Genomic DNA, 25,009 nt, shown 5'->3' with positions numbered 1-25,009 from the left:
ACCGGTTTTTCAGCACCCTGCTAGTACAGGGGAGTCGCGGACTGCAGCGCCCGCTCCCATCGCGTTCATGCTGCACTCTCATTCGTGATCATGTCCATCGCCGATATCCGCACCGATTACCGTCGTCACGCGTTCTCCGAGCAGGACGCGGCCGACGATCCCATTGCGCAGTTCACCACCTGGTTCGACGAGGCCGTGCGCGCAGAGGTCATGGAGCCGAACGCCATGTGCCTGGCGACGGCGACACCTGACGCGTATCCCTCGGCGCGCATGGTGCTGCTCAAGGGCGTTGATGCCCGCGGCTTCGTGTTCTACACGGACTATCGCAGCCGCAAAGGGCAGGAGCTGGCGGACAATCCGGGCGCAGCCCTGTGCTTCTTCTGGCCGGAGCTGGAGCGCCAGGTGCGCGTAACGGGTGCCGTGCAGCGGGTCAGCCGCGCCGAGTCGGACGCGTATTTCCAGTCACGTCCCCTGCCCAGCCGTCTTGGCGCGTGGTCGTCGGTGCAGAGCAGTGTGCTGCCGTCACGTGATGTGCTGGAGGCCGAAGTGGAGGCCGTGACGCAGCGTTTTGCGGCGGGTGAGGTGCCATTGCCTGACCACTGGGGCGGTTTCCGCGTGGTGCCGGAAGAAATCGAGTTCTGGCAGGGACGCTCGAGTCGTCTGCACGACCGCATTCAGTATCGCCGCGAAGCGGGTACGTGGGTGAAACGCCGGCTCTCGCCGTAGCGCTTGTCGTTCATGAAGACTCTGCGGTGCGTGGTGGCCTGCTGTGGCCTGGCGGTAGCGGTTCCGGCCGTGATGGTGGCGCAGGCAACGCGGCCGTTGCTGACACCGGCACCGTGCCCGGCGACTTCACTGCGCGGCGCAAGCGCGGACGCGAACGCGGACGCAGCGAACGCATTGCGGCGGAGCGTCACACGTCTGCCCTGGCGCGGCGCACCGGTCATGTGGACGACATGGCGAGTGGCGGTGGGCTCACCACAAGTGCCTGTCGACTTGATTGTGGCTCGCCTGGACCCGCGCGTCGTGCATCTGGAGCTCGCCATACGGCGCGATGGCGAAGACATGGCGCCCTGGCGCATCGACGATACTCCGGACGACGCGGTGATTGCCCTCAATGCCGGGCAATTCACCGATGATGGGCCCTGGGGCTGGGTGGTGCATCGCGGGCGCGAGTGGCAGGGACCTGGAGCAGGCGCGCTGGCTGCGGCGCTGGTTGTCGACGGGCAGGGCCGCGCGCGTATTGTGCCCGCCGATTCGATTGCCAGTCTGAGAGGCCAGCGCGACGTGGTGGAAGCCGTGCAGTCCTACCCGCACATCGTTTCCGGCGGACAGGCCGTGGCGGCGCTGTGCAACGAGGCTCTGGTGCATCCAACACACCGCGACATCCGATTGGCGGTGGGCACGATGGGTGATGGCACTCTGTTGGTCGTGTTGTCGCGCTACGCCGGCCTTGGGGGGGTGGCAGAGCGGGTGCCGCTTGGACCGACGACACGGGAAATGGCGCAGGCCCTTGTGACACTGGGCGCCCGTGATGGCGTATTGCTGGATGGTGGTTTGTCGGCGCAGCTCAGGCTGCGGGTGGCGGATGTAACGCCGGGTCGTCTTACGACGCTTGGGAATACAGCCCCCAGTGGGAGTCCCCCCAAGGGGTCCCCTCCCGGCGGAGGCCGTGCGTCCGGACAAGCCAGCACCGCATTTCCACCCCGGTCTTTTATCACACACGACTGGCCCGGGCTGCGCGGCGTGCCGTTGGCGCTCATCGGGCGTGTGACGGCCGAGCTTGCGCCGCCGGACCGCGGTCGTTGATTCCCTGTCATCACCCATTCGGAGCCTCCCCATGTCCCGGCGCCTTCCGTCGTTCACCGTCGCCCCTCGGGCCACGCGCTACCTGCCGTGGATTGCCGCGGCCCTCGTGCTGAGTGCCACGCCCGCGTCCGCGCAGTTGGGCAGGCTCAAGAAGCTGGGCGCCGATCTGGCCAAGGATGCCGCCAAGGAAAAGCTCGACCCCAAGAAGGAGACACCGAGCAAGCCGACGGAATCGTCGGCGTCATCCAGTGCGTCGTCGCGCAACACCGACCTGGTGCTGAATGAGGATCGTGTGGCACTGGTGGTGGCCAGCCTGCAGCCCATGCTGGCCGACGCGACTGCGCGTCGTGAGCTGCGCACCGTGACGGCACAGCACGAGGAGAAGAGCAAGGCGTCGCGCGCCTGTCTGGAGACGGCGCAGATGAAGGCGAGCGCCAACCCCATGGCCATCGCGCAGAACTCGCAGAAGAACGAAGCGCAGATCGAAAAGCTGACCAAGGACGTGGAGCGCCTGAGCGAAAAGATGTCGGCGGCGGTCAACGCCAACGATGTGCGTACACGCGTGTACGTCACCGATTCGCTGACGGTGATGCAGGTGCGCATGTCGATGGCGGTGTTGGGGTCCAACTGCCCCGTGTACTACACACCCGCCCCCATTCTCGACGCACAGATCAAGTCCCAGTCGCGCACGGTGGTGAGCGAGGACATGGACGAGGGCACGTTTGATCCGCCGGCGGCGGCCAAGGAGAATCTCTCGCGCTATCAGTTCGGTCTCTTGCGCGAGCGTATCGCGATCTGGGCGCTCAAGCAGGACGATCCGACATTCAAGGCCGGCAAGCTGGGCATCTTCACGCCAGAGGAAGAGGCGGCGCTTCAGGCCAATGCGGCCGACATCAGGAAGCTGGCGCCGCTGTTCAAGGACGGCAGTCTGCGCTGGTCGACGTGGGGTGACCTCTCGCAATGGAAGTGAACCAACGAGAAGCGTAAGGTGTGACCGCGTAAGGTGGACCGCGGGAAGGTGGAGCACCCGAGACGACGTTAGCGCTGTCTCGAGCGCCGTTCCTTCCCGCCGTTCACCTTACGCGGTTCACCTTACGCTTCTATTTCGTTCAGGAGTCGGCCGAAGGAGTCGTAGCGCGAAGCGGAAACCTCGCCACGCTCCACCGCCTCGCGCAGCGCGCAGCCGGGCTCCACGAGGTGCATGCAATCGGCAAAGCGGCACGCGTTGAGAAATGGCCGGAACTCCGGAAAGCACCACGATATATCGCGTGCTTCAATGCCCCAGAGGCCGACTTCGCGCAGGCCCGGCGTGTCGGCAATGAAGCCACCACCTGGAAGGGGATGCAGCACCGCGCCCACCGTCGTGTGGCGTCCCTTGTTCACACTGTCGCTGATGGCCGCCGTGCGCAGATTGAGGCCGGGGAACAGCGTATTCATGAGCGAGGACTTGCCCACACCCGAGGGGCCTGACAGTGCCGTGTTGCGACCGGCAAGTTGCTCGCGCAGGCTGTCCAGCCCGACACCTGTGTGCACGCTGGTGTAGTGCACCGGATACCCCGCAGCCTCCTGATCGGCAAACAGCGCCTTCGCTTCAGCCTCGCTGACCAGCTCGCACTTGTTCACCACGATGCGCGCCGCAATGTCATTGGCTTCGGCAATGACCAGAAAACGATCGAGCATGCGCGGATGCGGCTCGGGACGCGCGGCGGCAAATACCACCAGCACCTGATCGAGGTTGGCGACCACCACACGCTCACCACGCGCCCCCCCCGGTGCACGACGCGCCAGCTTGCTGCTGCGCGGATGAATGCGGGTGATGGTGCAGCCCACCGTTTCGTTGGGGTCGACCAGCATCGTCACGCGATCGCCCACGGCCAGCTTGAGCACCTCGTCGCCTTCCTGCTTGAGGCGACCGCGCAGGGACGCCATCACGCGCGCGCCACCGTCCGTGCGCACAATCCATTGCCCACCCGTACCCTGCACCACGACGCCGTCAACCACAATGTCACCAGCCGGCATGGGCTGGGTGAGCGCCACCGCACCGCTGCTCATGTGGCGGACCCGCGCAGCAGACCATCGAGCGTGGCCTTGACCGTGGCCAGCTGCATGGCGCCCAGTTGATGACGCACCACCGCTTCACTCTGGCCCGTCACCAGAAAGCCCGTCTCGAGATGCCCCGTGACTTCGGGCTCACCCTGCCCCCAGCGCACAAAGAAGAGATACGCCCCCCAGGGCGCATGACGATCACCCGTGGTATCGGTGAGGATGTCCACCGAATAACTGCGACCGTCCACACCCTCGAACGCGGCCGGCCGTTTGTGCACGGCCATGTAGCCACCGAGGGTGCGCTCATCACCCGCCCCATGGTCAGGCGGGTGATGATGACCGGGATGCCCACTCAACGGCGTGTCAGCGACGGAAGGACTCCTTCACGATGTTGCCGGCCATGAAGGCAATGTTGGCCGGCCGCTCCGCGAGTCGACGCATGAGATAGGGATACCACTGGCTGCCGAAGGGCACGTACACACGAATGCGGTAGCCCTCCTTCACAATCTGCTCCTGCAGGTCGCGGCGCACGCCATAGAGCATCTGGAACTCGAAGCGGTCGGGCGCGATGCCCTTCTCCTTCGCGAAGCGCTTGGCCTCGGCGATGATGGCCTCGTCGTGCGTGGCAATGCCCGGATACCGCCCGTGCTCCATGAGACGATGCATGGCCGCGACGTAGTTGCGATCCACGTCGGCCTTGTCGGGAAAGGCCACTTCGGGCGGTTCCAGATAGGCGCCCTTGCAGATACGCACGCGGCACTGCAGCCGATTGGCACGATCCACGTCGTCCAGCGTGCGGCGCAGCGCGCTCTGCAGCACGATGCCCACGTTGTTCTCGTGACCCGGGAACAAATGCCGCTCGAACGCGTCCAGCGTCCTGTCCGTGTAGGCACTCGACTCCATGTCGAGACGCACAAAGCTGTCGTAGGACTTGGCCCGTGCGATGACCTCGCGCACCACTTCGATGCCGAGTTCGTCCGAGATGTCCTGTCCCATGGCCGTCAGTTTGACGGACACATTGGCGTCGAGCTTTCGCTTGTTGATGCCGTCAAGCAGTTCGAGATACTGCCGGCCTGTTTCGCGCGCCTCGGCCTCATTGGTCACGCTCTCGCCGAGCAAGTCCAGCGAGGCCGTGATGCCCTTGGCGTTCAGCTCCGCCACGGCGTCCATGGCGGTGTGGATGGTCTCGCCGGCCACGAAGCGCGAGGCCATCTTGCGCGCGAAGCCGACGTTCTTGATGAGATTGAAAACGCGCTGCTGGCGCGAGAAGTAGAGCAGGGATGTGCGGAGCATGGCAAAAACCTAACGCAGGGGGGCCAAAAGGCGTGCCACCGGGGCCTCACGCCCCCTGCCGAGGGCTGAATCGAAGTGGTTCCAGGTGAGGAGGCCGTCGTCGCTGCGCGGCTCGAGCAACAGCACCGCCAGCAGGTCCAGCGAGGAGCCCAGGGGCACGTAGAAGGACCCGGCCGGGATGGTCCGGCTGCGCTCCTGCCAGCGACCGGTCACGCTGGCCTCGCGGTGCCCCTGGAAGGGGCGCGCGGCCAGGGACAAGGAATCCACCTCGAACACCTGCACGCTGGCCGTTACGGCCTGTGGCAGAATGTCGACCCGCACGCCGTGAGCCCGTAGCAGATCGGCCGCCTTGGTCCACTCGGCCGCGAAGACGTAGCCATAAGGGGCCGGCGTGGTGGACTCGGCCGCCTCGAATCGATCCACTACCGGCATCCGCTGCTCCACGAACACGCCCGTGCGACGAATGCCGCGCGGCACCCCGGGTTCCGTCTGCACGGTGCTGTCGCTCAGGCGTTCGAGCCGCTCCACCAGCACCGCCTGGGTGTCAGGGCGTGAGAGGAAGCGGGCACGGATGGGCACCGTGGTGCGGCTGCCCGTGCCAAGCGTGGCGGCGCGTGTGCCCTGCTCCACCCGACGACGGATGGCGGACGGCTGCTCGGCCACGTACGACAGAATCTCCTGCACAAACGCATAGGTGCTGGCCACGCGACGCGCGAACGGGTCGTGCGAATAGGCTTCGCTCAGAATGCTGATGCCGCCACGCAAACCGTAGTAGTTGGTGCCGAAGCGCTGCTTGTGCTCGTACGTCCACCAGCCAGACTTCTCCGTGGCCGTCAGCCCCTCACGGCCATCAGCGCCCGTGAAGTTACCGTAGGGGAAGACGGCGAAGTCGTGACGCGCCTTCATCCGGCGCCGGATTTCCGGCAGCAGGGTATCTGCAGTGAATGGCGCGAGCGGCGCCGCAGGGTGCAGCGACGGCGAGTAGGTGAGCGCGTAGCCGTGATAGCTGCCGTTGGTGGTATGCAGATCCATGAAGAGATCCGGCTGCCACGCAGTGAACGCCGCCAGTGCGCCACGCGACTCGGGGGCCTCGGCCTTGATGTAGTCGCGATTGAGATCGAGGCCCATGCCGTTCGGTCGCTCACCGATCATGGCCGGCCCGTTCTGCGCGCCGCGATTGCGTGCCTGGGCCGCCAGCTTCTCGTTGCCGTCGCTGTTGTAGATGGGCACGACGACCACCACCATCGAATCGAGCACATTGGGCCGACGACCGAACGACCAGTCACGCAGCAGCGCCAGCACCGCCTCCTTGCCCTCGACCTCGCCGGCGTGGATGTTGGCCTGCACATACACCACGGGGCGACCGAGTGCACGAGCTTCTGCAGGCGTGCTCACGCGGGGACGCGACGCCACGACCAGCGGCACACGGCGTCCCTCAGTGGAGGTGGCCAGGTCGCTGATGGAGAGCGGCGCCCCCATGGCGACAAGCGAGTCGAGGAAGCTCAGCACCTCGGCATGCGGGGTGGTTTCGAGATACCCGGTGCGTTCTGCGCGCGTGCTTGGCAGCGGCAGGCCGCCTGGCCCGCGCGGCACACCCGCGCTGGCGCCGGCACGCGCCGACCCACCACCCACCGCGCAGCCGGTGGCCGCCGCCAAGAGCAGCGCGCCCCCCAGGCCTCGGCCCAACACGCGGCGAACCGCGCCGCTCGTGTGATGATCAATCCGCACAGAAGCAAGGCGGATGCGAACAGATGCCGGGAAGGCCTTCATGAGGTGAGCGCAGCAAGGGTGGTGGAAATCTGAACGAGATGACGCCGCTGATGCAGCGCGACAAAAAGTGCCCACTGATAGCCATCGAGCGGTCCGAAGATGGCGTGCGGAGCAGACGCCTGACTCAGCGCACGACCGGAGGCATCGACCAGAGCCGCGATGAGACGCTGCCGCGCAGTCTGCTGTCTGGCGAGTGCCGCCTCGTAGTCGATGTCGGACGATGGCGCCACCATGGCGGGCGCGTCGATCCGTGTCACCGGATTGGGGATCTGATACCGGGCCAGCGTGGGCGCGATGGGTGTCTCGTCCGTATCCACTGTATCGGCAACCGACTTGATGAGCTTGGACACGAGACGACCCGTGCCGTCTTCCACGATGGCCAGATGGTCGACAATCTGTGCCACCGACCATACGTCGGACGACGGATGCGCGTGGAGCAGCGCCGGTGGCACCGTGGCCAGCAGCGCGATCATCTCCTCCTGCGCGTCCGACAACGCGTCGATCACTTCGGCCATGCGGGGATGCAGAACAGGTTGCGTCATGTAGGGAGAATGCGAGAGTCGATGAACAATCCGGAATGCGGCATCACGGGTGGAATCGTTCGCCACGATTGGCCATGTCCCGAAGGAGGGGCGTTGGCGAATAGCGCCCGGGATGCTGCGCATCCAGCGTCTCGAGTTGCGCCACGAGCTTCGCCGCGCCCAGCTGATCGATGTAGCGGAACGGTCCACCGAGAAACGGCGGGAAGCCAATACCGAATACCGCCCCGATGTCACCATCTCGCGGCGAGCGGATGACGCCCTCCTCGAGACAACGCACGGCTTCGTTGAGCAGCGGGAGCACGGTGCGTTGCTGCACGACCGTCATGTCCACGGCATGTCGTGACGGTCCGCTGGGCGTGAGCGCGTACAGCGCGTCGTCCACCCCATCGCGCTTGCCCTTGTCGTCATAGCGATAGAAGCCGCGGCGCGCCTTGCGTCCCAGCCGTCCGCTGGCCAGCACGGCAGTGAGGGTGGCGGAGGGCTGCATGCGCGGGCCGAAGGCCGCTGCGAGAATGGGACCCGACTTGCCGGCGATATCGAGCCCAACCTCGTCGAGCAAGGTGATGGGGCCGACGGGAAAGCCGAAGGCGGTCAACGCCCGATCGACGTCTTCGACGCGTGCACCGTCGTCGATGAGTCGACCGGCTTCATTGAGGTACGGCGCAAGAATGCGATTGACGTAGAACCCGGCACCATCGTTCACCACAATAACGGTCTTGCCGAGCTGTTTGCCGTAGGCCACTGCGGTGGCCACGGTGTCACCATCCGTTTCCGGCGTGACGATGACCTCGAGCAGCGGCATCTTGTGCACCGGCGAAAAGAAATGCATGCCGATGACGCGCGAAGGACGCCGACTCCCGGCCGCAATGTCGCGCAGGGGAATGGTGCTGGTGTTCGACGCGAAGATGGCCTGCGGCGCCACCGCCTCGACTTCGCGCAGGACGGCAAGTTTGACTGCCAAGTCCTCGAACACCGCTTCGATGACCAGATCCACGTCGGCAAAGCCCCGGTAATCCACCGTGGGGCCCAGCGCACTCAGCATGTCGTCCATCTGCGTGCGGGTAATCTGCCGACGACGCTGCCGCTCGCTTACGACATCGCGTACGGCTCGCATGCCGGCCGCTACGCGTTCCAGCGAGGCGTCCTTGAGCCGCACCAGGCTGCCGCGTTGCACCGCGATACCGGCAATGCCCGCCCCCATGAATCCGGCGCCCAGCACCGCGAGCTTGCGCACGCGTTTGGCCGTGCCCGTCTGCCCCTCGCGGAGTCCGTTGTCTTTCTTGAGCGCGGTCGTGGCAAAGAAGATGGACACGAGATGCCGCGATTCCGCCGACACGGCCAGACGACCGAAGGCCCGTGCCTCCTCCGCAAGGCCCGCGGCCATGCCATCCTCGAGCCCACGCTTCACGACATCGAGCAGTGCCAGCGGCGCCGGATAGTGCCCGCCGGTTTTTTTCATGACGGACTCGCGCGCCTTGTGGTACACCAGCGCCCGTCCGATGGGATTGTCTTCGAGCAAGTGCTGCATGGGCGGCGTCTTGCGCGGCCGCAGCGAGAGCGGCACCCCCGCAGCCAGTTCCTGCACTCGCTGACCAGCGACACGCCGCAGAATGGCGGGATGCACCAGCTCGTGCACCAATCCCATCTGCCACGCCTTGCGTGCGCGGATATTGCGACCCGTGAGCATCATGTCGAGTGCGGCCTGCAGGCCCACTATCCGCGGCAGACGCTGGGTACCGCCGGCACCCGGCAACAGCCCCAGCTGTACCTCAGGCAGCGCCAACACCGTCTTGTCGTGCTCCGAGGCAATGCGGTGCCGGCAGGCGAGTGCCACCTCGAGTCCGCCACCCAACGCCGCGCCGTGAATGGCGGCCACGATGGGTTTGCGGAAAGCCGCGAGTCGGTCGAGCAGTTGCTGCCCACCGCGCGACAGGGCCTCGGCCTCAGCCGCCTCGCGGATGCCACGCAACTCCTCGATGTCGGCGCCGGCAATCCAGGTGTCCGCCTTGTCACTGACCAGCACGGCGCCATCAATGGCATCGTCCTGCTCGATGCGATCGAAGCACTGCGCAAACACCGGACCCACGCGGCTGTTGAGCGTGTTCACGGGTGAATCCGGCTGGTTGTAGCGCAGCCACGCCACGCGGCCGGAAACACTCAGTCGAAGACCAGTTCCGGCGTCCTCAAAGAGCAGGACATCATCGGGCAGGGACTCAGAACCGCTCACGCGCGCTCCAGCACCATGGCGTGTCCCATGCCACCGGCCGCGCACACGGTCAGCAAACCGAACTGCGCGTTGCGCCGAGCGAGTTCGTTGGCCAGCGTGGTGACAATGCGCGCGCCCGTCGCGCCAAACGGATGGCCGATGGACAGCGAGCCGCCCATGACGTTGAGGCGTTCCGGATCGACCTCGCCCGCAGGCGCCGAGAACCCCGCGCGCTCAGCCCAGGCTTTCGAGGCGAGGCCCTGCAGATTGCTGAGCACCTGTGCCGCGAAGGCCTCGTGCATATCCACCAGGTCCATGTCCGCCAGCCTAAGTCCGGCGCGCTTGAGCGCCATGGGCGCCGCGAACACCGGCGCCTGCAGCAACTGCTCTGCCGGATCGATGGCCGCATAGGCATACGAACGGATGTAGGCGATGGGCGCAAAGCCGAGTGCGCGCGCACGCTCTTCGCTCATGAGCAACACCGCCGCGGCGCCGTCCGTGAGTGGCGACGCGTTGCCAGCGGTCACCGATCCGTAGGTCCTGTCAAACACCGGCTTGAGCGCGGCGAGTTTCTCGTAGGTGGTATCGCGCCGCACGAGATTGTCGCTGGCGAGCAGCGTGGCGTAGTCGGGCGGCTCCGGCACCGGCACGATTTCCGCGGCCAGACGGCCATCATCAAATCCGGCGGCAGCACGTTGGTGCGAACGCAATGCAAAACGATCCTGCGCCTCACGCGAGATGCCGTTGAGCTTGGCCATCTTGTCCGCGCTCTGCCCCATCGTCTCACCGGTGCTTGGCTCGGCAATGGCCGGCGTGATGGGCACCAGATCGCGTGGCCGGAGGCGCGCGAGTGTGGCCACCCGCTCACCCAGGGAACGAGCCTTGGACGCCGCGATCAGCACGTCACTCATGCCACGCGAGTGCAGAATGGGCACCTGCGACAGGGACTCGGCGCCGCCGGCGATGGCAATGTCCGCATGACCGAGTCCGATCTGGTCGGCGGCATCGGTAATGGCCTGATTGGCTGAGGCACAGGCGCGCGCCACCGTGTAGGCCTGCAGATCGCGTGGGAAGTGCGGCAGCAACGCCACTTCGCGCGCGATGTTGGGCGCCATGACGTTGTGCACCACGGTGCCGAACACCAACAGGTCCACCGCCTTCCCATCCAGTCCGCTGCGCTGCATGAGCTCGGCCACCGCAAGTCGGCCAAGCTCAATGGCGCTGTAGCTCTGGAGCGCGGTTCCCGAACGCGCGAATGGGGTGCGCAGGCCGGCCACGATGGCCACTCGTCGCTGGGAGCCGTAGGGGGACATCCTCCGAACTTAGTCCGCAGCCACGATCCCGGGCAGAGTGCGGGGCCCCTCGTGCCAGGCCACGCGGCACAAATCGGTCACGCCGGCGGCCGTGTGACTGGCGCAGCTTTGGCCCCGGGGCGAACGTGCGCAGATGGCGACTCAGGAAACCTGGTCCCGCGCCGCGCAGCTGACCCGGCTGACGGAGGGCACGTTTGACCTGCTGATCATTGGCGGAGGCATCACGGGCGCGGGGCTGGCCCGGGAGGCCACGCTGGCCGGGTTGCGCACGGCCCTGGTGGAGCGGGACGACTTTGCCAGTGGCACGTCCAGTCGTTCCTCCCGCCTGGTGCATGGCGGCGTGCGCTATCTCGAGCATGGGCACCTCGGTCTGGTGTTTGAGTCGAGTCAGGAGCGTCGCCGCCTGCTCACACTGGCGCCGCATCTGGTCCGCCCGCTCGCCTTCACCTGGCCAGTCTATGCCGGGGCACGCGTGCCGCGTTGGAAGCTCCGCGCCGGACTGGCGTTGTACGATGCGCTTGCGCTCTTCCGCAACGTGGGGAGGCACGAGGCCCTGTCCCGCGAAGAGGTGCTGCGCCGCGAACCCGCGCTCGACTCCCACGGCCTCCGTGGTGGTGCACGCTACTGGGATGCGGCCACCGACGATTCCCGACTGACGGCGATGACCATCCTGGCCGCCGCAGAGGTCGGAGCAGCGTCCGGCAGTGTGATGTGCAACCACGTCGAGGTGGTGCGTGGGCTGTATGAGGCCGGACGCGTGGTGGGGGTGGAAGTGCGCGACCGACTCACTCGCCCGCATGCGCAGCAATCGATGGCCATTCGGGCCCGCGTTGTGGTGAACGCCACCGGGCCATGGAGCGACACGACGCTGGCTCTGCTTGACGCGGGCAACGACAAAGCCCAGGTCGCACGAGGCACGCAGGTCCTGGGGTCGGCGGGTGCCCATCTCTGCGTCCCGCGCGAACGTGTGGGACACCACGAAGCCATCACGCTGGTCTCACCGGTGGATGGTCGCGTGATGTTTGTGCTGCCGTCGGGACGTCACACCGTCATAGGCACCACGGAGCATCCCGCCCCGCGTGGGCCCGACGACATTCGTGCCACGGAAGCCGACGTGCACTATTTGCTCGACTCGGTGAACCAACGGTTTCCGGACGCGCAACTGACGCCCGACGATGTCATCAGCGCGTGGAGTGGCATCCGTCCCCTCGCGGCCCGGCGCGCCACGTCGGGTGCGGGCGCGGGCAGTGCCTCGCGCGAGCATGTGGTGGAGCGCGTGCAACCTGGTGTGTTGAGCGTCACCGGCGGCAAGCTCACCACCTATCGCGCCATGGCGGCGGACATTCTGCGTCACGTCATGCAGGCCCTTGGACAAGCGCACACCAGGGTGCAGCAGGAGCGCAGTCTCGAGACCCCCCTACCGGGCGGGGAGCAGGCGCAGGAGCTGGTGCTGCACGAGGCACAGTTGGCCTGCGGGCACAGCGACGTGGCTCGGCGTCTTGCGCAGGCCTACGGAAGCCGCTGGCGCGCCGTGTGGTCGCCCACGGTCGACGACGAATCGCTTTGCGAGCGACTTGTACCCGAGCTGCCTTATGTGATGGCCGAAGTGCGGCATGCGGTGCGTGCCGAGATGGCGGCCACGCTGAGCGATGTGCTGGTTCGCCGCACCCACCTCGCGTTCGAACAGCGCGACTTCGGCCTATCCGTGGCGCCGCGCGTGGCGGACCGCATGCAACGGGAGCTCGGTTGGACGAACGCCGAGCGCGATGAAGAACTGGCGCGCTACGCCACCGACGTGGCGCGCCTGTTCCGCATCGATCAGACCAATTCGTCGGCGTTGCGATCGTGAATGGTGCGCAGTTCCACGATGGTGAGGCGGCGGATCCTGGTGGGCAGCTTGAAGATCACCTGCTCCCCCACGCCCTTGCCCTGCAAGGCGCGCCCGATGGGCGACGCCATGGTGACGTGCCCTTCCTGCAACTCGCCGGCATCGCCGAAAACCAGCTCGTACACCTCAGCGGCACTGGTCTGATCGTCGGTGACCGTCACACGCGAGCCCAGGCCCACCTTGTCGGCCGGAATCTGCGTGATATCGATGTTGGCCAACTTGGTCACGCGCTGCGTGAGCTGACCCAGACGCGCCTGCACAAACTGCTGGCGCTCCAGTGCGGCCTTGTACTCGCTGTTCTCCTTGAGATCACCGAGTTCGACGGCCTTACGGATTTCATTGGGTAGCGTGACGTTCAGCTCATGCTGGAGCTTTTCGACTTCACGCGCCATCTGGGCGATGAGTTCCTGAAACATGCGCGAGCCAACCGGGGTCCGATAAAAGGCGAGCGCCCGGCCGTCGTCGGGCCGGGCGCGTGACTAATTTGAGAATGTAACACCGATCCCGACCACCGGGGAGGGATCGACGGTCCGCTGCCGCTTCCCCACGAGGCTCCTGTGCAACCCGACTCACGGCTGTCCGTCACCATCCAGGGCGAGGGCCCCAACACCATCGTCTTCGGGAACGGCCTGAGCACGACGCAGCAGGTCTGGTCGCAGGTCCTGTCGTATGTGCCGGCCGATTGGCGCGTGGTGCGTTTTGACTACGTGGGCACCACGCCGGCCACCTCCGCGCACTGGGACGCCGCACGCTACCAGAGTTATGCCGGACACGCGGCAGACCTGGGTGGACTCTTGGCACGCCTCGAGGCCCCGCGGCTGCTCTTTGTCGGGCACTCCATGAGCGGCATGATCGGGGCGCTCGCTGAGGTTTCGGCGCCGGGCTCCATGTCCGAGCTGTTCATGATCGGTGCCTCGCCCAGCTACGTGAATCGCGAGGACTACCACGGCGGCTTCTCCGCTGATGATGTGGACGGCCTGCTGCGCAGTGTCGATGCCGACCTCGCCGCGTGGATGGCCGGCTTCGGCCCCATGGCACTCGGGCGCGACGCCACGTCACACCAACTCGCCGATTTTCGCGACACGCTGCTGGCGCTGCGGCCCGATATTGGCCGCATGCTGCTGCGCAGCATCTTCACCAGCGATCACCGCGACGTGGTGCCCAACATCCGCTGCCCCGTTTCTATCGTGCAGAACGCAGACGACGTGGCCGTGCCAGTTGCCGTGGGCGCGTGGCTGGCGGCGCGCACCCACTGCGTGCTGCACGAGGTGCTGCCGGTGAGTGGCCATCTGCCGCACGTCACGCACCCCACGCTGCTCGGCCCGCTGCTGCGAAGCGCCTGCGATCGGGTGGCGGCGTCCGCGCCGCTGACGCGCCACCCGTCGTCACACTAGCGCCCGATCGCGGCTTCAGGGTGTCTGCGCCGATGCCGTTTGCGCATGATGTGCGTCCACCACGGCCTGCACCGCCTCGCGCGGATCGTCGGTGAGCACCAGCAAGTCGAGATCGCCTGGTGAGATCTTGCCTTCACCCGCCATGCGCGACTGAATCCAACGCACGAGACCGGCCCAGTAATGCCGGCCGAAAAGAATGACCGGAAAGTGGTAGATCTTGCCCGTTTGAATGAGCGTGAGCGCCTCGAACAGTTCGTCGAGCGTGCCGAACCCGCCAGGGAAGATGATGAACGCGTTGGAGTACTTGATGAACATCGTCTTCCGCACGAAGAAATAGCGGAAGTTGACGAGCGTATCGACGTAGGGATTGGCTCCCTGCTCGAAGGGCAGTTCGATATTGCAGCCGATCGAGTGCCCACCCGCCTCGCGTGCCCCGCGATTGGCGGCCTCCATGATGCCGGGGCCTGCTCCCGTGAGCACGGCAAATCCCTGCTCGGCCAGCAACCGGGCCGTTTCCCGCGCCGCCTCATACTGCGGATCGTCGGGGCCTGTACGCGCCGAGCCGAAGATCGTCACGCCCTTCTGCACCTCGGCCAGCGCATCAAAGCCTTCCACGAACTCCGACATGATGCGCATCACGCGCCACGGATCGGAGCGGGTAAAGGCGGAGGTCACGCCTTCGGGGTGATGCAGCAGCTTCTCGTCTTCCGTGAGCATGGGCCGATCGCGGATGGCCTGATCGAGCAAGCCGAGATCGACACGCTTCACCGTGCGCCCTCCGTTTTTCACCATCCGGTAGCCTTCCTTGGGGTCGCGGCCGGCCTTGCGGTGACCTTCTTCATTACGTTCGCGATACCCTTCAACGCAGGCCTCTTCGGCGGCCTTGCGGGTATCAGGTGACGCCCGCTTGCCGGTTGCCGTCCGGGCCTTGCCGTTCTTCGATGTGGCCATGAGAGCTGAACAGAGGTGGAAGACGCATGCCAACACCTTGCCGAAGGCATGACAGACACAACCCATGATACCACCGGACCTGCGCACTTGCTCCTGGTGGTGGCCGATGGTGTGCGCCCGGATGTGCTGGCGGAAGAAATGGCAGGCGGCCGACTGCCGGCGCTGCGTGCATTGGCAGTCCGTGGCGGCCTGCACACGGTATCGGCCAGCTTTCCCTCGGTAACCGGCCCCGCCTACGTGCCGTTTCTCATGGGGCGCCATCCGGCCTCAGCCGGCTTGCCGGGCCTGCGCTGGTTCGATCGGCAACGCAGCCTCCGCTGGGCCGCCGCGCCCGCGCGCAGTTATGCCGGCATCGACATCTGGCAGGTGGACCGCGATGTGCATGCACACCTGCCCACGGTGTTCGAGATGGCGCAGCCCTCATTGAGTGCCATGAGCATGCTGGGACGTGGTGTCAGTCACGGGCACGTTGGACGTTCGGTAGCGTGGATGCTGCGCGCTGCCCCGTCGCATTTTCGCGGCGACCTCTTCGGCTGGCAGCGCGTGGAGCAGCGCGCGACGGCCGCGTTCTTTCGGCGTTTTTCGGCCGTGCGTCCTCGCATCAGCGTGCTGGCTCTCACAAGCCCGGACAAGTTCGCACACAAGTACGGGCCGCATGCACCGGCGGTTCGACAGGCCCTCGCGGACATCGACATGGCGGTGACCACGGCGCACACGATTGCCGCACGCGACGTCTGGTCCGCACCGCTGCATGTGTGGGTCGTGGGGGATCATGGCCACGCGCCGGTTACGCAGCATGAGGACCTGCACGCCTGGCTCGAGTCCCGCGGCCTGCGTGTGCTGGCCCATCCGCAGCTGTTTGTGTCGCGGCCGGACGTCGCCCTCATGGTGGGTGGCAACGCCATGGCCCACCTGTATCTGCATCCGGAAGAGCGCGCCAGGCGCTGGTGGTCCTCGCATGCGGCGCGCTGGGAAGAGACGCGCCAGGCGCTGCTGCGGCGCGAGGCGGTGGATCTCGTGGTGGTCGCCGACAACACCGAGCAGCTTCGCGTCGCGCACGCGGCGCGTGGCGAAGCGCGCATTGTGTGTGACAGCGCCCGCCAACGATGGAGTTACGACGCGTCGGGCGGCGACCCGCTGCAACTGGGCGGCAGCCATGCCGATCTCGATCGCGACGCGGCCTGGGAACTCACGACGCGTTCACCCTATCCCGACGCCGTCGTGCAACTGGCGCTGTTGGCGCCGGCACCACGCAGCGGCGACATCATTGTCTCGGCGAGTGCCGGCTGGGATTTGCGCGCGCGATACGAACCGGTGGCCCACCGCTCAACACACGGGGCCCTGCTGCGCGAACAGATGGACGTCCCCCTGCTGCTCGACCTGCCCGTGCAGCGACAGCCGCAACGCACGACGGATGTCGTGCCCAGTGCCCTCGATCTGCTGCGCATTCCGCACACACAGCCCTGGGACGGTCGGTCGTTCCTGCGTTGACGCGGTCGACGAAGGGGCCGCCAGTCACTCGCTCCGGTTACGACTCCGCTCGGGATCAAATCCCTCCGGATAGCGCCGCCGCAGCTTCTCGATGTTGCGCTGCGCGATGTCGTCGAGCGAAAGTCCCTGTACGGTGGCAAAGGCGCCGAGGTACCAGAGACAGTCGCCCAGTTCCTTCACCAACGCGTCCTGGTCGAGCGGCGTGGCGTGATAGAGATGCTTCTTGATGATCTCCGCCACTTCACCGGCTTCACCGGTGAGGCCGAGGGCCGCGTTGGCCAACTGCTGTTCGTGGGTGCGGTCACGCCCCAAGGTGCGCGCGGCAAGCTGCTGATATTCGTCGAGATGCATACCGGATAATCTACCCGGCGGACTCAGGCGGCGAGCAGGGCCTCGGTTTGCGGCAACAGCACCGGCAACTCCGCTTCCACTGCCTTCAGGTCCTCGTCGGTCAACCCGAGCACCGCACAGGCTTCGTACTCGAGCCCATCGCCATCCACACTGCGGCAGAAGCCAGCGCCCATTCGGGCCGCCATACGATCGGCCAGGTGCACCAGGGCCGGCATGGCCTGCGCCTCAGCCGGCAGTGCACGGAAGTCGTGATGGAAGCGGCAAGCGTTCACCAGCGCCACCGGGAAGTGCCACTGATCGCAGAGCGCGCCGCCCAGCTCTTCATGGGTGGCCCCCACATGCGTGCGCTCGAGCTGCGCGAAGGACGCCGAGTTGATGAGCGTGGCCTGCGCGACCACCTGCGTGAATTCCGGCGTCCAGGCCTGCAGCGCCAGAATGAGGCCAATGTCGTGCAGCAGGCCGGCCACCATGGCTTCCTCCGGCACCACCGCCGGCACACGACGCGCCAATTCACGGGCAGCCGTCCCGACAGCCACGCAGTGGGCCCAGAGCTCCGCCGGATCGAAGCCGGCGATGGCGCGGCGACCGCGATAGAGCCGATGTAAACTCGCGGCAAGCGCAATATTCCGAATGGCCGACACGCCAAGCAGCTTGATGGCGCCACGCGGCGAACTCACCTCACGTTGCCGCCGATAGAACGCGGAGTTGACCACACGCAGCACACGCGCCGCAAGCGCCGGATCGCTTTCCAGCACCTCCTGCAGGTCATCCTCTGTAGCCGATGGATCATCGGCGATGCGCATGACACGCATGGCCACATCGGGGAGTGTCGCCACGCTGGCCACCCGCTCGAGGGTGAGCCGAATGACCCGATCCATCAAGGGACCTCGGCGGCCATGGGCGAACTCGCGAGACACCAGGCCTCCAGTGCATCGGCTTCCATGGGCCGCGCCAGCAGGTAGCCCTGCCCATACGGACACTCGAGCGCCTGCAGCAACACCAGCTGTTCCATCGTTTCGATTCCCTCGGCCACCACGTCGAGTCCCAGGTTGTCCGCCAATGTCATGACTGCGTGCAGCAGCGCCGAATACCCCCGACCGCGGCTGACGTTCTCCGTCAGCGCCCGGTCCACCTTGAGCACGTCGAAGGGGAACTCCTGCAGACAGGACAGCGACGAGTACCCGGTGCCAAAGTCGTCCATGGCCAGCCGGATGCCATGCTGCTTGAGTCGGGTGAGCAGTTCTGCCGCCACGACCCGGTGCTGCATGAGCTGTGATTCGGTCACTTCAAGCTGGATGGCGCCGCGCGGCATGTCCAGTTCGTCGAGGATGGCAATGACCCGGTCTGCCATGGTCGGATCGGCCAGTTGGACCCGCGACAGATTGACACTCAGATAGCGCGGCGCAGCCTCGGGGCTGCGCTCATGCCACGCGAGATACTGTTGGCAGGCGCGCCGCAGAATATCGTCAGCGAGCGGCACGATGAGCCGCGTCTCCTCGGCGATGGGAATGAACTCCACCGGTGAAATCAGCCCGAGTTCCGGATGACGCCAACGCGCGAGCACTTCCACGCTCTCCACGCGCCGCGAGTCGAGGCTCATGATGGGCTGATACGCCAGGTAGATCTGCTCGGTGCCGATGGCCTCGCGCAGTGCGTTCTCGAGGCGCAGACGATTGCGCACCGCTTCGCGCATGAACGGCGTGAAGACCGCATAGCAATTGCGACCGCGTGCCTTGGCCTCGTACATGGCAATGTCGGCGTCACGCAGCATGTCATCGGCCGAATCATATCCGGCGCTGCTGTGCACGATGCCGATGCTGGCGCTGGTGCGAACCGTATGCTCACCCAGGTGATACACAGCTTCGAGCGCCGGCAGCAGACGCTCCGCGACTTGCGCCGACGTTTCCACGTCGGGCACACTATCCAGCACGATGACGAACTCATCGCCGCCCAGGCGGGCCACGGTCGGACCGGCGGCCTCGCGGGCTATGGTGTCGTTGGCGCGCAGATTCTCACGCAGCCGATGCGCGATTTCGCGCAGCAGCAAGTCCCCCACTTCGTGGCCGAGACTGTCGTTGATGATCTTGAAGCGGTCGAAGTCGATGAACATGACCGCGAAACCATAGTCCGTTCGCTCGCTGCTGCGATCAATGGCGGCCTGCAAGCGCAGATTGAGCAGCGCACGATTGGGCAAGCCGGTGAGCGAGTCCACGTGTGCCGCGCGCCCCAATTCGGCCACCATGCGTTGCCGGTCGATGACCGACTGCACACGCGCCCGCAATTCGGCGCCAAAGAACGGCTTGCGCAGGTAATCGGAGGCGCCGCCGGCAAAACAGGCGGTCAACACTTCACGGCGCTCACTGGCGGTCACCACGATGACCGGTGTGGCGGCCAGCGCGGGCAGCGCCCGCATGCGGGCCAGCATGTCCACGCCAGTGGCATCAGGCAGCTCGTGATCGAGCAGGATGAGGTCGGGCGCGATCTCGAGCGCGCGTTCAATTCCCTCGGCGGCATCGTATGCGCTGGACACCTGCACATCGATGGACTTGAGCATGGCGGTGACGAGCGAATGAATGGCCGCATCGTCATCGATCAGCAGCACATGGGCCGGCGCGTGCGAGGCCTGCCACGACACGGGGCGACGACGTTCGGCGCTCATGCCTGCACCTCCACCGCATACGGCTCCACGGCATGCGGCTCAACGGCGCGATGCGCGGCCGCCGACAACTGCAGCAGGCGATCCATCACCACAAGTTGCGCCTCACGGTCTGCCGCGCGTGTGTGCACCTCGAGTGTCCGGGCGAGCGTACTCACCACCGGGAAGCCATAGCTGCCGGCTGCTCCCTTGAGCTGGTGCGCCAGTCGGAACGTTTCGGTGTCGTTTTCGGCGCGAACGGCAGTGGCGAGCGCGGCCGCGCGATCCGGCATTGCCAGGGCAAACGATCGCACGACATCGGCGAGGTCGGGATCGTCCGCCAATTCACTCACGAGCTGGTCGGGGGCGTTCGGCAAGACGGCCGCGGTCTCGCCAGGTGTGCCGTCTGCAACCACCGGGAAGATGTCCGGCGAACCGGGCAGCCAGCGCGCCAACGTCGTGAGCAAGGCGGTGCGATCGATGGGCTTGCTCGCGTAGTCATCGCAGCCGGCATCCAGGCAGCGCTGCCGATCTTCGGCCATGGCGTGCGCGGTGAGCGCAATCACGGGTATGGTGTTGCCCGCATCGCGCAGGGTACGAGCGAGGGTGTAGCCGTCCATTTCGGGCATTTGCATGTCCGTCAGAAGTACGTCGAACGGCGCGCCCGCAGCCCGTGCCCAATCGAGGGCCTCGAGTGCTTCACGTCCGTTGCGCACGATGGTGACCTCTGCGCCGGCGGCGCGCAGCAGGATGGCGATGAGCCGTTGGTTGTCCTCGCCGTCTTCGGCCAGGAGGATGTGTCCGCGCAGCGTCACGGCGACCGGAGCCATCGTGGGGGTGAGGCGGCGGGCGGTGATCTGCGTGATCCGCTGGCTGTCGTCCACCGGGCGCAGTGGCAAGCGGACTTCGAAGCGCGATCCACGACCCACAGCGGTCTGCGCCAGTTCCACGTCGCCACCCATGAGCTGGGCGAGGCGACGTGAGATGGTGAGGCCAAGTCCGGTGCCGCCGTGGCGCCGCGTCATGGAGGAATCCACCTGCATGAAGGCCTGGAACAGTTGCGCCACCTGCTCCTCACTCATGCCCGGGCCCGTATCATCCACACTGAGCACCAGCAACGGACCAGCCTCGGACTCTTCGACACCGGCCTCCAGCAGCACACGTCCGCGATCAGTGAACTTGACCGCGTTGCCCACGAGATTCATGAGCACCTGTCTGAGACGCGTCGGGTCAGTATTGACCTGCACCGGAATGGGCGCGGTGAGACGGCATTCGAGCGAAACGCCCTTCTGCTCGGCGCGCGCGCGCATGAGGCTTTCCACGTCCAGCAGCACGGCCGGCAACTCGGTGGGTACCGCCTCCACGGCCATGCGCCCGGCTTCAATCTTGGAGATGTCGAGAATGTCGTTGATGACACTCAGCAGATGCTCGCCTGCACGGCGGATGGTATCGAGCGACGCGAGCTGTTCGCTGTTGGCGCCACTCGCGCGCACCTCGTCCCGAAGCAGGTCGGTGTAACCCAGAATGGCCGTGAGCGGCGTGCGAATTTCATGACTCATGTTGGCCAGGAATTCGCTCTTCGAACGATTGGCCGCTTCAGCGTGTGCCTGGGCGAGCCGCAGGGCTTCCTCACGTTCGACCGACTCCGTCACGTCCACGGCCGTGCCAATCAGGCCGGTAATGCGACCGTCGGCCGCATAACGCGCACGCCCCTCGGCACGAATCCAGCGCACGTCCGGATTGTGGCCCGCCGTGCGTACGACAAGCGAGTAGGCGCGGCCGTCCGTATACGCGGCGACGGCCGCTTCTTTGAGGCGCGCCGTGTCCTCGGGCGCGTAGAGCTGCACCACCTCGTCACGCGGCGGCGGGCCAAGCGCCGGATCGCGACCGAACAACTGGTACGTCTCCGGCGACCACTCGATTGTGTCGGACGCGAGATCCAGCGACCAACTGCCAAGGCGGGCCACAGCCAACGCTTCCCTGAGCTGCGCCGTCGTATTGGCCAACACCTCGCGCTCGCGCGACAAGGCCCGCTGCACACTCACGAGGTCGGACACATCGGAGTACACGCAAATGGAGCCCGTCACCTGATCGCTGGTACGCAGCGGCTCAATGGACAGGTCGATCCAATGCAACGTGCCGTCCTTGCGCCGATCCTGCAGCGTGCCGCGCACACTTTCCCCGAAATCCACGGCCCGCATCAGATGGGCGATCATTTCCGGGTCGCTCTCCTCCCCGCGCAGGAAGTCGCTGGGGACGCGCCCCATCACCTCGTCCAGCGTGTACCCGCTCAGCCGAGTGAAGGCGTCGTTGGCCCAGGTAATACGCATGGCTTCGTCGGTAATCAACACCGCGTTGCTGGTGCGCTGCGCGACCATGGCCAGACGCTCGAACTCGAGGCTCTGCGATACAATGGCCACGTGTTGGCGGCGCAACAGACGCACCACGGGCTCGAGCACCAGCCCCAGCGCCCCAAGAAGAATTGCCAGCAGAAGGAGCGCCACACTCCAGCCCCAGCGCTGCTGGTTGCCGATGCGCTCCTGCTGTTGCAGGGCGAGCTCATTGCGCACGTCGTCGGCCACTCGCATGAGCACGTCGGACGCCGCCAGGACGCTGTCGGCGAGCGCGCGGTCGGTTGCCGCAGGCGCGGCCAGCAATGCCCGCGTGTGCCTGGCGAGCGCGCGGCTCGCGGCCTGCCATGTGGTGATGGTTGACGGCGAGAGGATGCCGCTCTGCGCCGCAGCGAGAGAACCGTTGGTCGCGGCTACGCTGTGAATGGCCTGCACTTCACTTTCGAGCCGCTCGACCGCGTCAACCAGCGCGAGTGAGTCACTCCCGTCCGGCAGGTGCGTCAGCGCCAGGCGCGCGATACGTTGGCTGCGCATGCTCTGGCGACCCGCCACCTCTTCCCAGGCCGCCGTGGTGCGGGCGGACGACAGCGAGGCGAGGTGTGCCCAGAGCGCTCCGACAATGAGCACCCCGATGATGCCGAGCGCTCCGTTCAGCACAACGCGCACTTTCTGGTGCGGGCTGCCCGGCGCGCGCTTGGCCGGGTCGGGCACGTGCGCGTACTTGGCGTCGACATGCCGGCGATACAGCGTCCAGCCGAACAGCGGCCCAATGATGAGGCAGAGGGCCACCGCGTCTACCCAGGCCCGCGCCGTCTGTGAGATCAGCAGGGTGCTGGTCTCCACCGCCTCGTCCAGGGCCAGTTCTGCCAGAAGCACGCAGGCCATGAGCACCAGCGAATCCGCCCACCAGGCGCGCGCACGACGGCGCCCGACGGGAGAATCGAGGGATGAGGACATGGCGACTGGCAACCGGACCGGGAGAAGCAGTGGGTACCCTCGTCGGCAGCCCCACGGGAAGTGTCGGCAGGACACGGACGGGTCTTGATGACCTGTCCACAGTCTGGAGTCGGCTATATTTCCGGTATGTCCTGGCCGCGCCTGTTCCTCACCCTGACCGCCCGCTCGCTGGTCAACCCGTTGCTGGCCATCGACTTGCTGCGCGTGGCCTGGCGCTTCCGGCACCGCCACTGGTACCGGCGGTTTCCGTTCTTGCCGCTGCCGGCCGTCAATTATCTGCGCTGGCGCATGTACACGGCGTATGGCGACGAAGCCGCCGTCCCCCCGGCTGAGGACATCGTGGCCTTCGCGCGTTGGGTGGGTCGCCAGCCCTGAGCACCCCAGGGGCTGCACTTGGCCGGCTGATTCTCGCGCAGGCATACGGACTCGGGTTCGATGCGGCGGGCATTGCGGCGCTGGGCATCCCGGAGACCCTGCCGCATTTCGAGGCCTGGCTGGGCGCTGGCAGGCAGGGCAACATGCACTATCTGAGCGGTGACGGCGCGCGACTGCGTGCCGATGCGCGCCTGCCCCATGCGGGGGCCACACACGCGATCGTGGTGGCGGCCTCGTACGGGGGCACCGAACCCAGTGGCGCAGTGGCCCGCTATGCGCGCGGCGATGACTACCACGAGGTGCTGCGGGCGCGGCTGCGCGAGCTGCACGTGTGGCTTGAATCGCAGCTGGGGCGATCGGTGAATGCGCGGCCCTACGTGGACAGCAGTCCCATCCTCGAGCGCGATCTGGCACAGCGCGCCGGCCTCGGCTGGTTTGGCAAGAACACCATGCTCATCACGCCGCGCGCCGGGTCGTTCGTGTTTCTCGCATCGCTGTTCGTGGAGCTCGAACTCGAACCGTCCGCGCCGTTCGAGGCGGATCGCTGCGGCCGCTGCACGCGCTGCCTTGACGCCTGTCCAACCGGCGCGCTGCCGGCACCGCGTGAACTCGACGCCACCCGTTGCATCAGCTATCTGACCATCGAGCATCGCGAAGACATTCCCGATGCCCTGCGCGAGCGCATGGGCGGGCTGCTCTACGGCTGTGACATCTGCAACGACGTGTGTCCCTGGAATCAGCGTTTCGCACAGCCTGCCATGTTGCCCGAGTTTGCTCCGCGCACGCTGTTCGCCAACTCACACGACCGTGAAGGCACACGCGCGCTGGCGCGCGAGCTCCTCATGATGAGCTCCGCAGACTACGCCGCGGCCTTCAAGGGATCGGCCATCAAGCGCGCCAAACTCTGGATGCTGCAGCGCAATGCCTGTGTTGTCCTCGGCAATGTCGGCACCACGGAGGACCTGGCCGTGCTGGAGGCTATGTGCGAGCACGATCATGAAATCGTGCGCGGGCACGCGGCGTGGGCGGCCGCACGCCTCCGCAACACGCCGAGCCTCAACGCCCCGACGGCACAACGGACGGCAACACCGCCGTGACTTCGATTTCCACCAGCGCCTGCTCAGCGAGCAGTCGGGTGACCTGCACCCAGGACGCCGCCGGCGTGTGACCGGCATAGGCCGCCTTGCGCACCGCGTTGGCGGCGGCGAGGGCCTGCACGTCCTTGGTAAAGACTGTTTCGCGCACGATGTGCTCCATGCGCGCCCCGTGCTTGGCCAAGCCGCGTTCGATGCGTCGATAGATCTGCCGCAGTTGCGCTTCCATGGTCGCACCGCCGCCAATGGTGCCCGACATGTGAATGGTGTTGCCAATCACGATGGCCTGTGCATAGCCCCACTCGCGTTCACTCGGATGGTGCTCGTGCCAGATCGTGCGGTCCCCGCGCACGATGCTGCTGTCCCGCGGTGCGACCTGGGCCTGCGCCGAGCTCGTAGCGCCAACCAGAACAATCAGAACAGCAACTGGGCGCCGTAGCGCCGAGCGACGGGAAGACATCGGTAACCCGGGGTTGAAGTGTGGCACGCGGCGAACCACCACGATGATGCACCGGACGGCTAACAGGGTGCTGAAAAACCGGT

General features: G+C 66.3%; 22 protein-coding genes. 8 read left to right on the top strand and 14 right to left on the bottom strand.

Features of this window, described 5'->3' with window-relative positions:
• Nucleotides 1-90: 90 nt before the first annotated feature.
• The 3 genes from pdxH to B2747_RS04575 all read left to right on the top strand — a co-directional run bounded on the left by pdxH (nt 91) and on the right by B2747_RS04575 (nt 2,779).
• Nucleotides 91-726, top strand: a complete 636-nt coding sequence (gene pdxH, locus B2747_RS04585) for a pyridoxamine 5'-phosphate oxidase (RefSeq protein WP_291157290.1) — start codon at nt 91-93, stop codon at nt 724-726.
• A 276-nt stretch (nt 727-1,002) separates the two neighbouring features.
• A complete protein-coding gene (locus B2747_RS04580) occupies nt 1,003-1,809 on the top strand; it encodes a phosphodiester glycosidase family protein (protein ID WP_291157288.1) in 807 nt (268 codons plus the stop codon).
• A 31-nt stretch (nt 1,810-1,840) separates the two neighbouring features.
• Entirely contained in the window at nt 1,841-2,779 is a 939-nt protein-coding gene (locus B2747_RS04575) for a hypothetical protein (protein WP_291157286.1), read from the top strand.
• Between the two features lie 122 nt (nt 2,780-2,901).
• Here B2747_RS04575 and rsgA read toward each other — a convergent pair whose 3' ends face one another.
• The 7 genes from rsgA to fadI are packed head-to-tail and all read right to left on the bottom strand — an operon-like array spanning nt 2,902 to nt 10,979.
• Entirely contained in the window at nt 2,902-3,861 is a 960-nt protein-coding gene (gene rsgA / locus B2747_RS04570; RefSeq protein ID WP_291157284.1) for a ribosome small subunit-dependent GTPase A, read from the bottom strand.
• Nucleotides 3,858-4,211, bottom strand: coding sequence for a hypothetical protein (locus tag B2747_RS04565; RefSeq protein WP_291157282.1), 354 nt, complete (start codon nt 4,209-4,211; stop codon nt 3,858-3,860). Before B2747_RS04565 ends, rsgA begins: the two co-directional genes overlap by 4 nt.
• Before the next feature lie 7 nt (nt 4,212-4,218).
• Complete coding sequence (locus tag B2747_RS04560; RefSeq protein ID WP_291157280.1) at nt 4,219-5,148, bottom strand: proline dehydrogenase family protein; 930 nt, start codon at nt 5,146-5,148, stop codon at nt 4,219-4,221.
• 9 nt (nt 5,149-5,157) lie between these two features.
• Nucleotides 5,158-6,918 (bottom strand): M14 family metallopeptidase, encoded by a 1,761-nt coding sequence (locus B2747_RS04555; protein ID WP_291157278.1) that lies wholly within the window; start codon nt 6,916-6,918, stop codon nt 5,158-5,160.
• A complete protein-coding gene (locus tag B2747_RS04550; RefSeq protein WP_291157277.1) occupies nt 6,915-7,460 on the bottom strand; it encodes a DinB family protein in 546 nt (181 codons plus the stop codon). Before B2747_RS04550 ends, B2747_RS04555 begins: the two co-directional genes overlap by 4 nt.
• Nucleotides 7,461-7,503: 43 nt before the next feature.
• Nucleotides 7,504-9,687 (bottom strand): fatty acid oxidation complex subunit alpha FadJ, encoded by a 2,184-nt coding sequence (fadJ, locus tag B2747_RS04545; RefSeq protein ID WP_291157275.1) that lies wholly within the window; start codon nt 9,685-9,687, stop codon nt 7,504-7,506.
• A complete protein-coding gene (gene fadI / locus B2747_RS04540; RefSeq protein WP_291157273.1) occupies nt 9,684-10,979 on the bottom strand; it encodes an acetyl-CoA C-acyltransferase FadI in 1,296 nt (431 codons plus the stop codon). Before fadI ends, fadJ begins: the two co-directional genes overlap by 4 nt.
• A 133-nt stretch (nt 10,980-11,112) precedes the next feature.
• Between fadI and B2747_RS04535 the strand changes: the two genes are divergently transcribed.
• On the top strand, nt 11,113-12,828 hold the full coding sequence (locus B2747_RS04535) for a glycerol-3-phosphate dehydrogenase/oxidase (protein WP_291157272.1): 1,716 nt from the start codon (nt 11,113-11,115) through the stop codon (nt 12,826-12,828).
• On the opposite strand, the gene B2747_RS04530 is transcribed toward B2747_RS04535, so the two are convergent.
• Nucleotides 12,798-13,283 (bottom strand): GreA/GreB family elongation factor, encoded by a 486-nt coding sequence (locus B2747_RS04530; protein ID WP_291157270.1) that lies wholly within the window; start codon nt 13,281-13,283, stop codon nt 12,798-12,800. The genes B2747_RS04535 and B2747_RS04530 overlap by 31 nt on opposite strands.
• Before the next feature lie 141 nt (nt 13,284-13,424).
• Here B2747_RS04530 and B2747_RS04525 point away from each other — a divergent pair, with 141 nt between their 5' ends.
• Complete coding sequence (locus B2747_RS04525; protein ID WP_291157268.1) at nt 13,425-14,261, top strand: alpha/beta fold hydrolase; 837 nt, start codon at nt 13,425-13,427, stop codon at nt 14,259-14,261.
• Nucleotides 14,262-14,276: 15 nt separating this feature from the next.
• Here B2747_RS04525 and B2747_RS04520 read toward each other — a convergent pair whose 3' ends face one another.
• Nucleotides 14,277-14,978 (bottom strand): TIGR00730 family Rossman fold protein, encoded by a 702-nt coding sequence (locus B2747_RS04520; RefSeq protein ID WP_343125866.1) that lies wholly within the window; start codon nt 14,976-14,978, stop codon nt 14,277-14,279.
• Between the two features lie 282 nt (nt 14,979-15,260).
• Here B2747_RS04520 and B2747_RS04515 point away from each other — a divergent pair, with 282 nt between their 5' ends.
• The gene (locus B2747_RS04515; protein WP_291157265.1) at nt 15,261-16,703 is read left to right on the top strand and encodes an alkaline phosphatase family protein; all 1,443 of its coding nucleotides are present in this window, start codon (nt 15,261-15,263) and stop codon (nt 16,701-16,703) included.
• Between the two features lie 24 nt (nt 16,704-16,727).
• Here B2747_RS04515 and B2747_RS04510 read toward each other — a convergent pair whose 3' ends face one another.
• The 4 genes from B2747_RS04510 to B2747_RS04495 are packed head-to-tail and all read right to left on the bottom strand — an operon-like array spanning nt 16,728 to nt 22,997.
• Nucleotides 16,728-17,054 carry a nucleoside triphosphate pyrophosphohydrolase family protein gene (locus B2747_RS04510; RefSeq protein ID WP_291157264.1) on the bottom strand — a complete coding sequence of 109 codons (327 nt, stop codon included), beginning with the start codon at nt 17,052-17,054 and terminating at the stop codon, nt 16,728-16,730.
• A 23-nt stretch (nt 17,055-17,077) separates the two neighbouring features.
• Nucleotides 17,078-17,932, bottom strand: a complete 855-nt coding sequence (locus B2747_RS04505) for an HDOD domain-containing protein (RefSeq protein WP_291157263.1) — start codon at nt 17,930-17,932, stop codon at nt 17,078-17,080.
• The gene (locus tag B2747_RS04500; RefSeq protein WP_291157262.1) at nt 17,932-19,713 is read right to left on the bottom strand and encodes a putative bifunctional diguanylate cyclase/phosphodiesterase; all 1,782 of its coding nucleotides are present in this window, start codon (nt 19,711-19,713) and stop codon (nt 17,932-17,934) included. The genes B2747_RS04505 and B2747_RS04500 overlap by 1 nt, the downstream gene beginning before the upstream one ends.
• The gene (locus tag B2747_RS04495) at nt 19,710-22,997 is read right to left on the bottom strand and encodes an ATP-binding protein (RefSeq protein ID WP_291157261.1); all 3,288 of its coding nucleotides are present in this window, start codon (nt 22,995-22,997) and stop codon (nt 19,710-19,712) included. Before B2747_RS04495 ends, B2747_RS04500 begins: the two co-directional genes overlap by 4 nt.
• Before the next feature lie 126 nt (nt 22,998-23,123).
• Between B2747_RS04495 and B2747_RS04490 the strand changes: the two genes are divergently transcribed.
• Nucleotides 23,124-23,372: a hypothetical protein gene (locus tag B2747_RS04490; RefSeq protein ID WP_291157260.1), complete on the top strand. Its 249-nt coding sequence runs from the start codon at nt 23,124-23,126 to the stop codon at nt 23,370-23,372.
• Entirely contained in the window at nt 23,351-24,469 is a 1,119-nt protein-coding gene (gene queG, locus B2747_RS04485; protein ID WP_291157259.1) for a tRNA epoxyqueuosine(34) reductase QueG, read from the top strand. The genes B2747_RS04490 and queG overlap by 22 nt, the downstream gene beginning before the upstream one ends.
• On the opposite strand, the gene B2747_RS04480 is transcribed toward queG, so the two are convergent.
• Entirely contained in the window at nt 24,429-24,926 is a 498-nt protein-coding gene (locus tag B2747_RS04480; RefSeq protein WP_291157258.1) for a RidA family protein, read from the bottom strand. The genes queG and B2747_RS04480 overlap by 41 nt on opposite strands.
• Nucleotides 24,927-25,009 lie beyond the last annotated feature (83 nt).

The sequence above is a fragment of the Gemmatimonas sp. UBA7669 genome, from assembly GCF_002483225.1.
Lineage (GTDB): Bacteria > Gemmatimonadota > Gemmatimonadetes > Gemmatimonadales > Gemmatimonadaceae > Gemmatimonas.
The sequence above is the reverse complement of the archived record's forward strand: the minus strand, read 5'-3'. Positions and strand labels throughout refer to the sequence as shown.

What these genes read in the sequence shown, in the direction of transcription:
- B2747_RS04520 (WP_343125866.1), bottom strand. Translation starts at nt 14,978, where the DNA reads ATGCTCACGGAAGACGAGAAGCTGCTGCATCACCCCGAAGGCGTGACC.
- rsgA (WP_291157284.1), bottom strand. Translation starts at nt 3,861, where the DNA reads ATGAGCAGCGGTGCGGTGGCGCTCACCCAGCCCATGCCGGCTGGTGAC.
- B2747_RS04575 (WP_291157286.1), top strand. Translation starts at nt 1,841, where the DNA reads ATGTCCCGGCGCCTTCCGTCGTTCACCGTCGCCCCTCGGGCCACGCGC.
- B2747_RS04480 (WP_291157258.1), bottom strand. Translation starts at nt 24,926, where the DNA reads ATGTCTTCCCGTCGCTCGGCGCTACGGCGCCCAGTTGCTGTTCTGATT.
- B2747_RS04550 (WP_291157277.1), bottom strand. Translation starts at nt 7,460, where the DNA reads ATGACGCAACCTGTTCTGCATCCCCGCATGGCCGAAGTGATCGACGCG.
- B2747_RS04505 (WP_291157263.1), bottom strand. Translation starts at nt 17,932, where the DNA reads ATGGATCGGGTCATTCGGCTCACCCTCGAGCGGGTGGCCAGCGTGGCG.
- pdxH (WP_291157290.1), top strand. Translation starts at nt 91, where the DNA reads ATGTCCATCGCCGATATCCGCACCGATTACCGTCGTCACGCGTTCTCC.
- B2747_RS04495 (WP_291157261.1), bottom strand. Translation starts at nt 22,997, where the DNA reads ATGTCCTCATCCCTCGATTCTCCCGTCGGGCGCCGTCGTGCGCGCGCC.
- B2747_RS04515 (WP_291157265.1), top strand. Translation starts at nt 15,261, where the DNA reads ATGACAGACACAACCCATGATACCACCGGACCTGCGCACTTGCTCCTG.
- B2747_RS04510 (WP_291157264.1), bottom strand. Translation starts at nt 17,054, where the DNA reads ATGCATCTCGACGAATATCAGCAGCTTGCCGCGCGCACCTTGGGGCGT.
- B2747_RS04560 (WP_291157280.1), bottom strand. Translation starts at nt 5,148, where the DNA reads ATGCTCCGCACATCCCTGCTCTACTTCTCGCGCCAGCAGCGCGTTTTC.
- B2747_RS04555 (WP_291157278.1), bottom strand. Translation starts at nt 6,918, where the DNA reads ATGAAGGCCTTCCCGGCATCTGTTCGCATCCGCCTTGCTTCTGTGCGG.
- B2747_RS04500 (WP_291157262.1), bottom strand. Translation starts at nt 19,713, where the DNA reads ATGAGCGCCGAACGTCGTCGCCCCGTGTCGTGGCAGGCCTCGCACGCG.
- fadI (WP_291157273.1), bottom strand. Translation starts at nt 10,979, where the DNA reads ATGTCCCCCTACGGCTCCCAGCGACGAGTGGCCATCGTGGCCGGCCTG.
- B2747_RS04535 (WP_291157272.1), top strand. Translation starts at nt 11,113, where the DNA reads ATGGCGACTCAGGAAACCTGGTCCCGCGCCGCGCAGCTGACCCGGCTG.
- B2747_RS04530 (WP_291157270.1), bottom strand. Translation starts at nt 13,283, where the DNA reads ATGTTTCAGGAACTCATCGCCCAGATGGCGCGTGAAGTCGAAAAGCTC.
- B2747_RS04490 (WP_291157260.1), top strand. Translation starts at nt 23,124, where the DNA reads ATGTCCTGGCCGCGCCTGTTCCTCACCCTGACCGCCCGCTCGCTGGTC.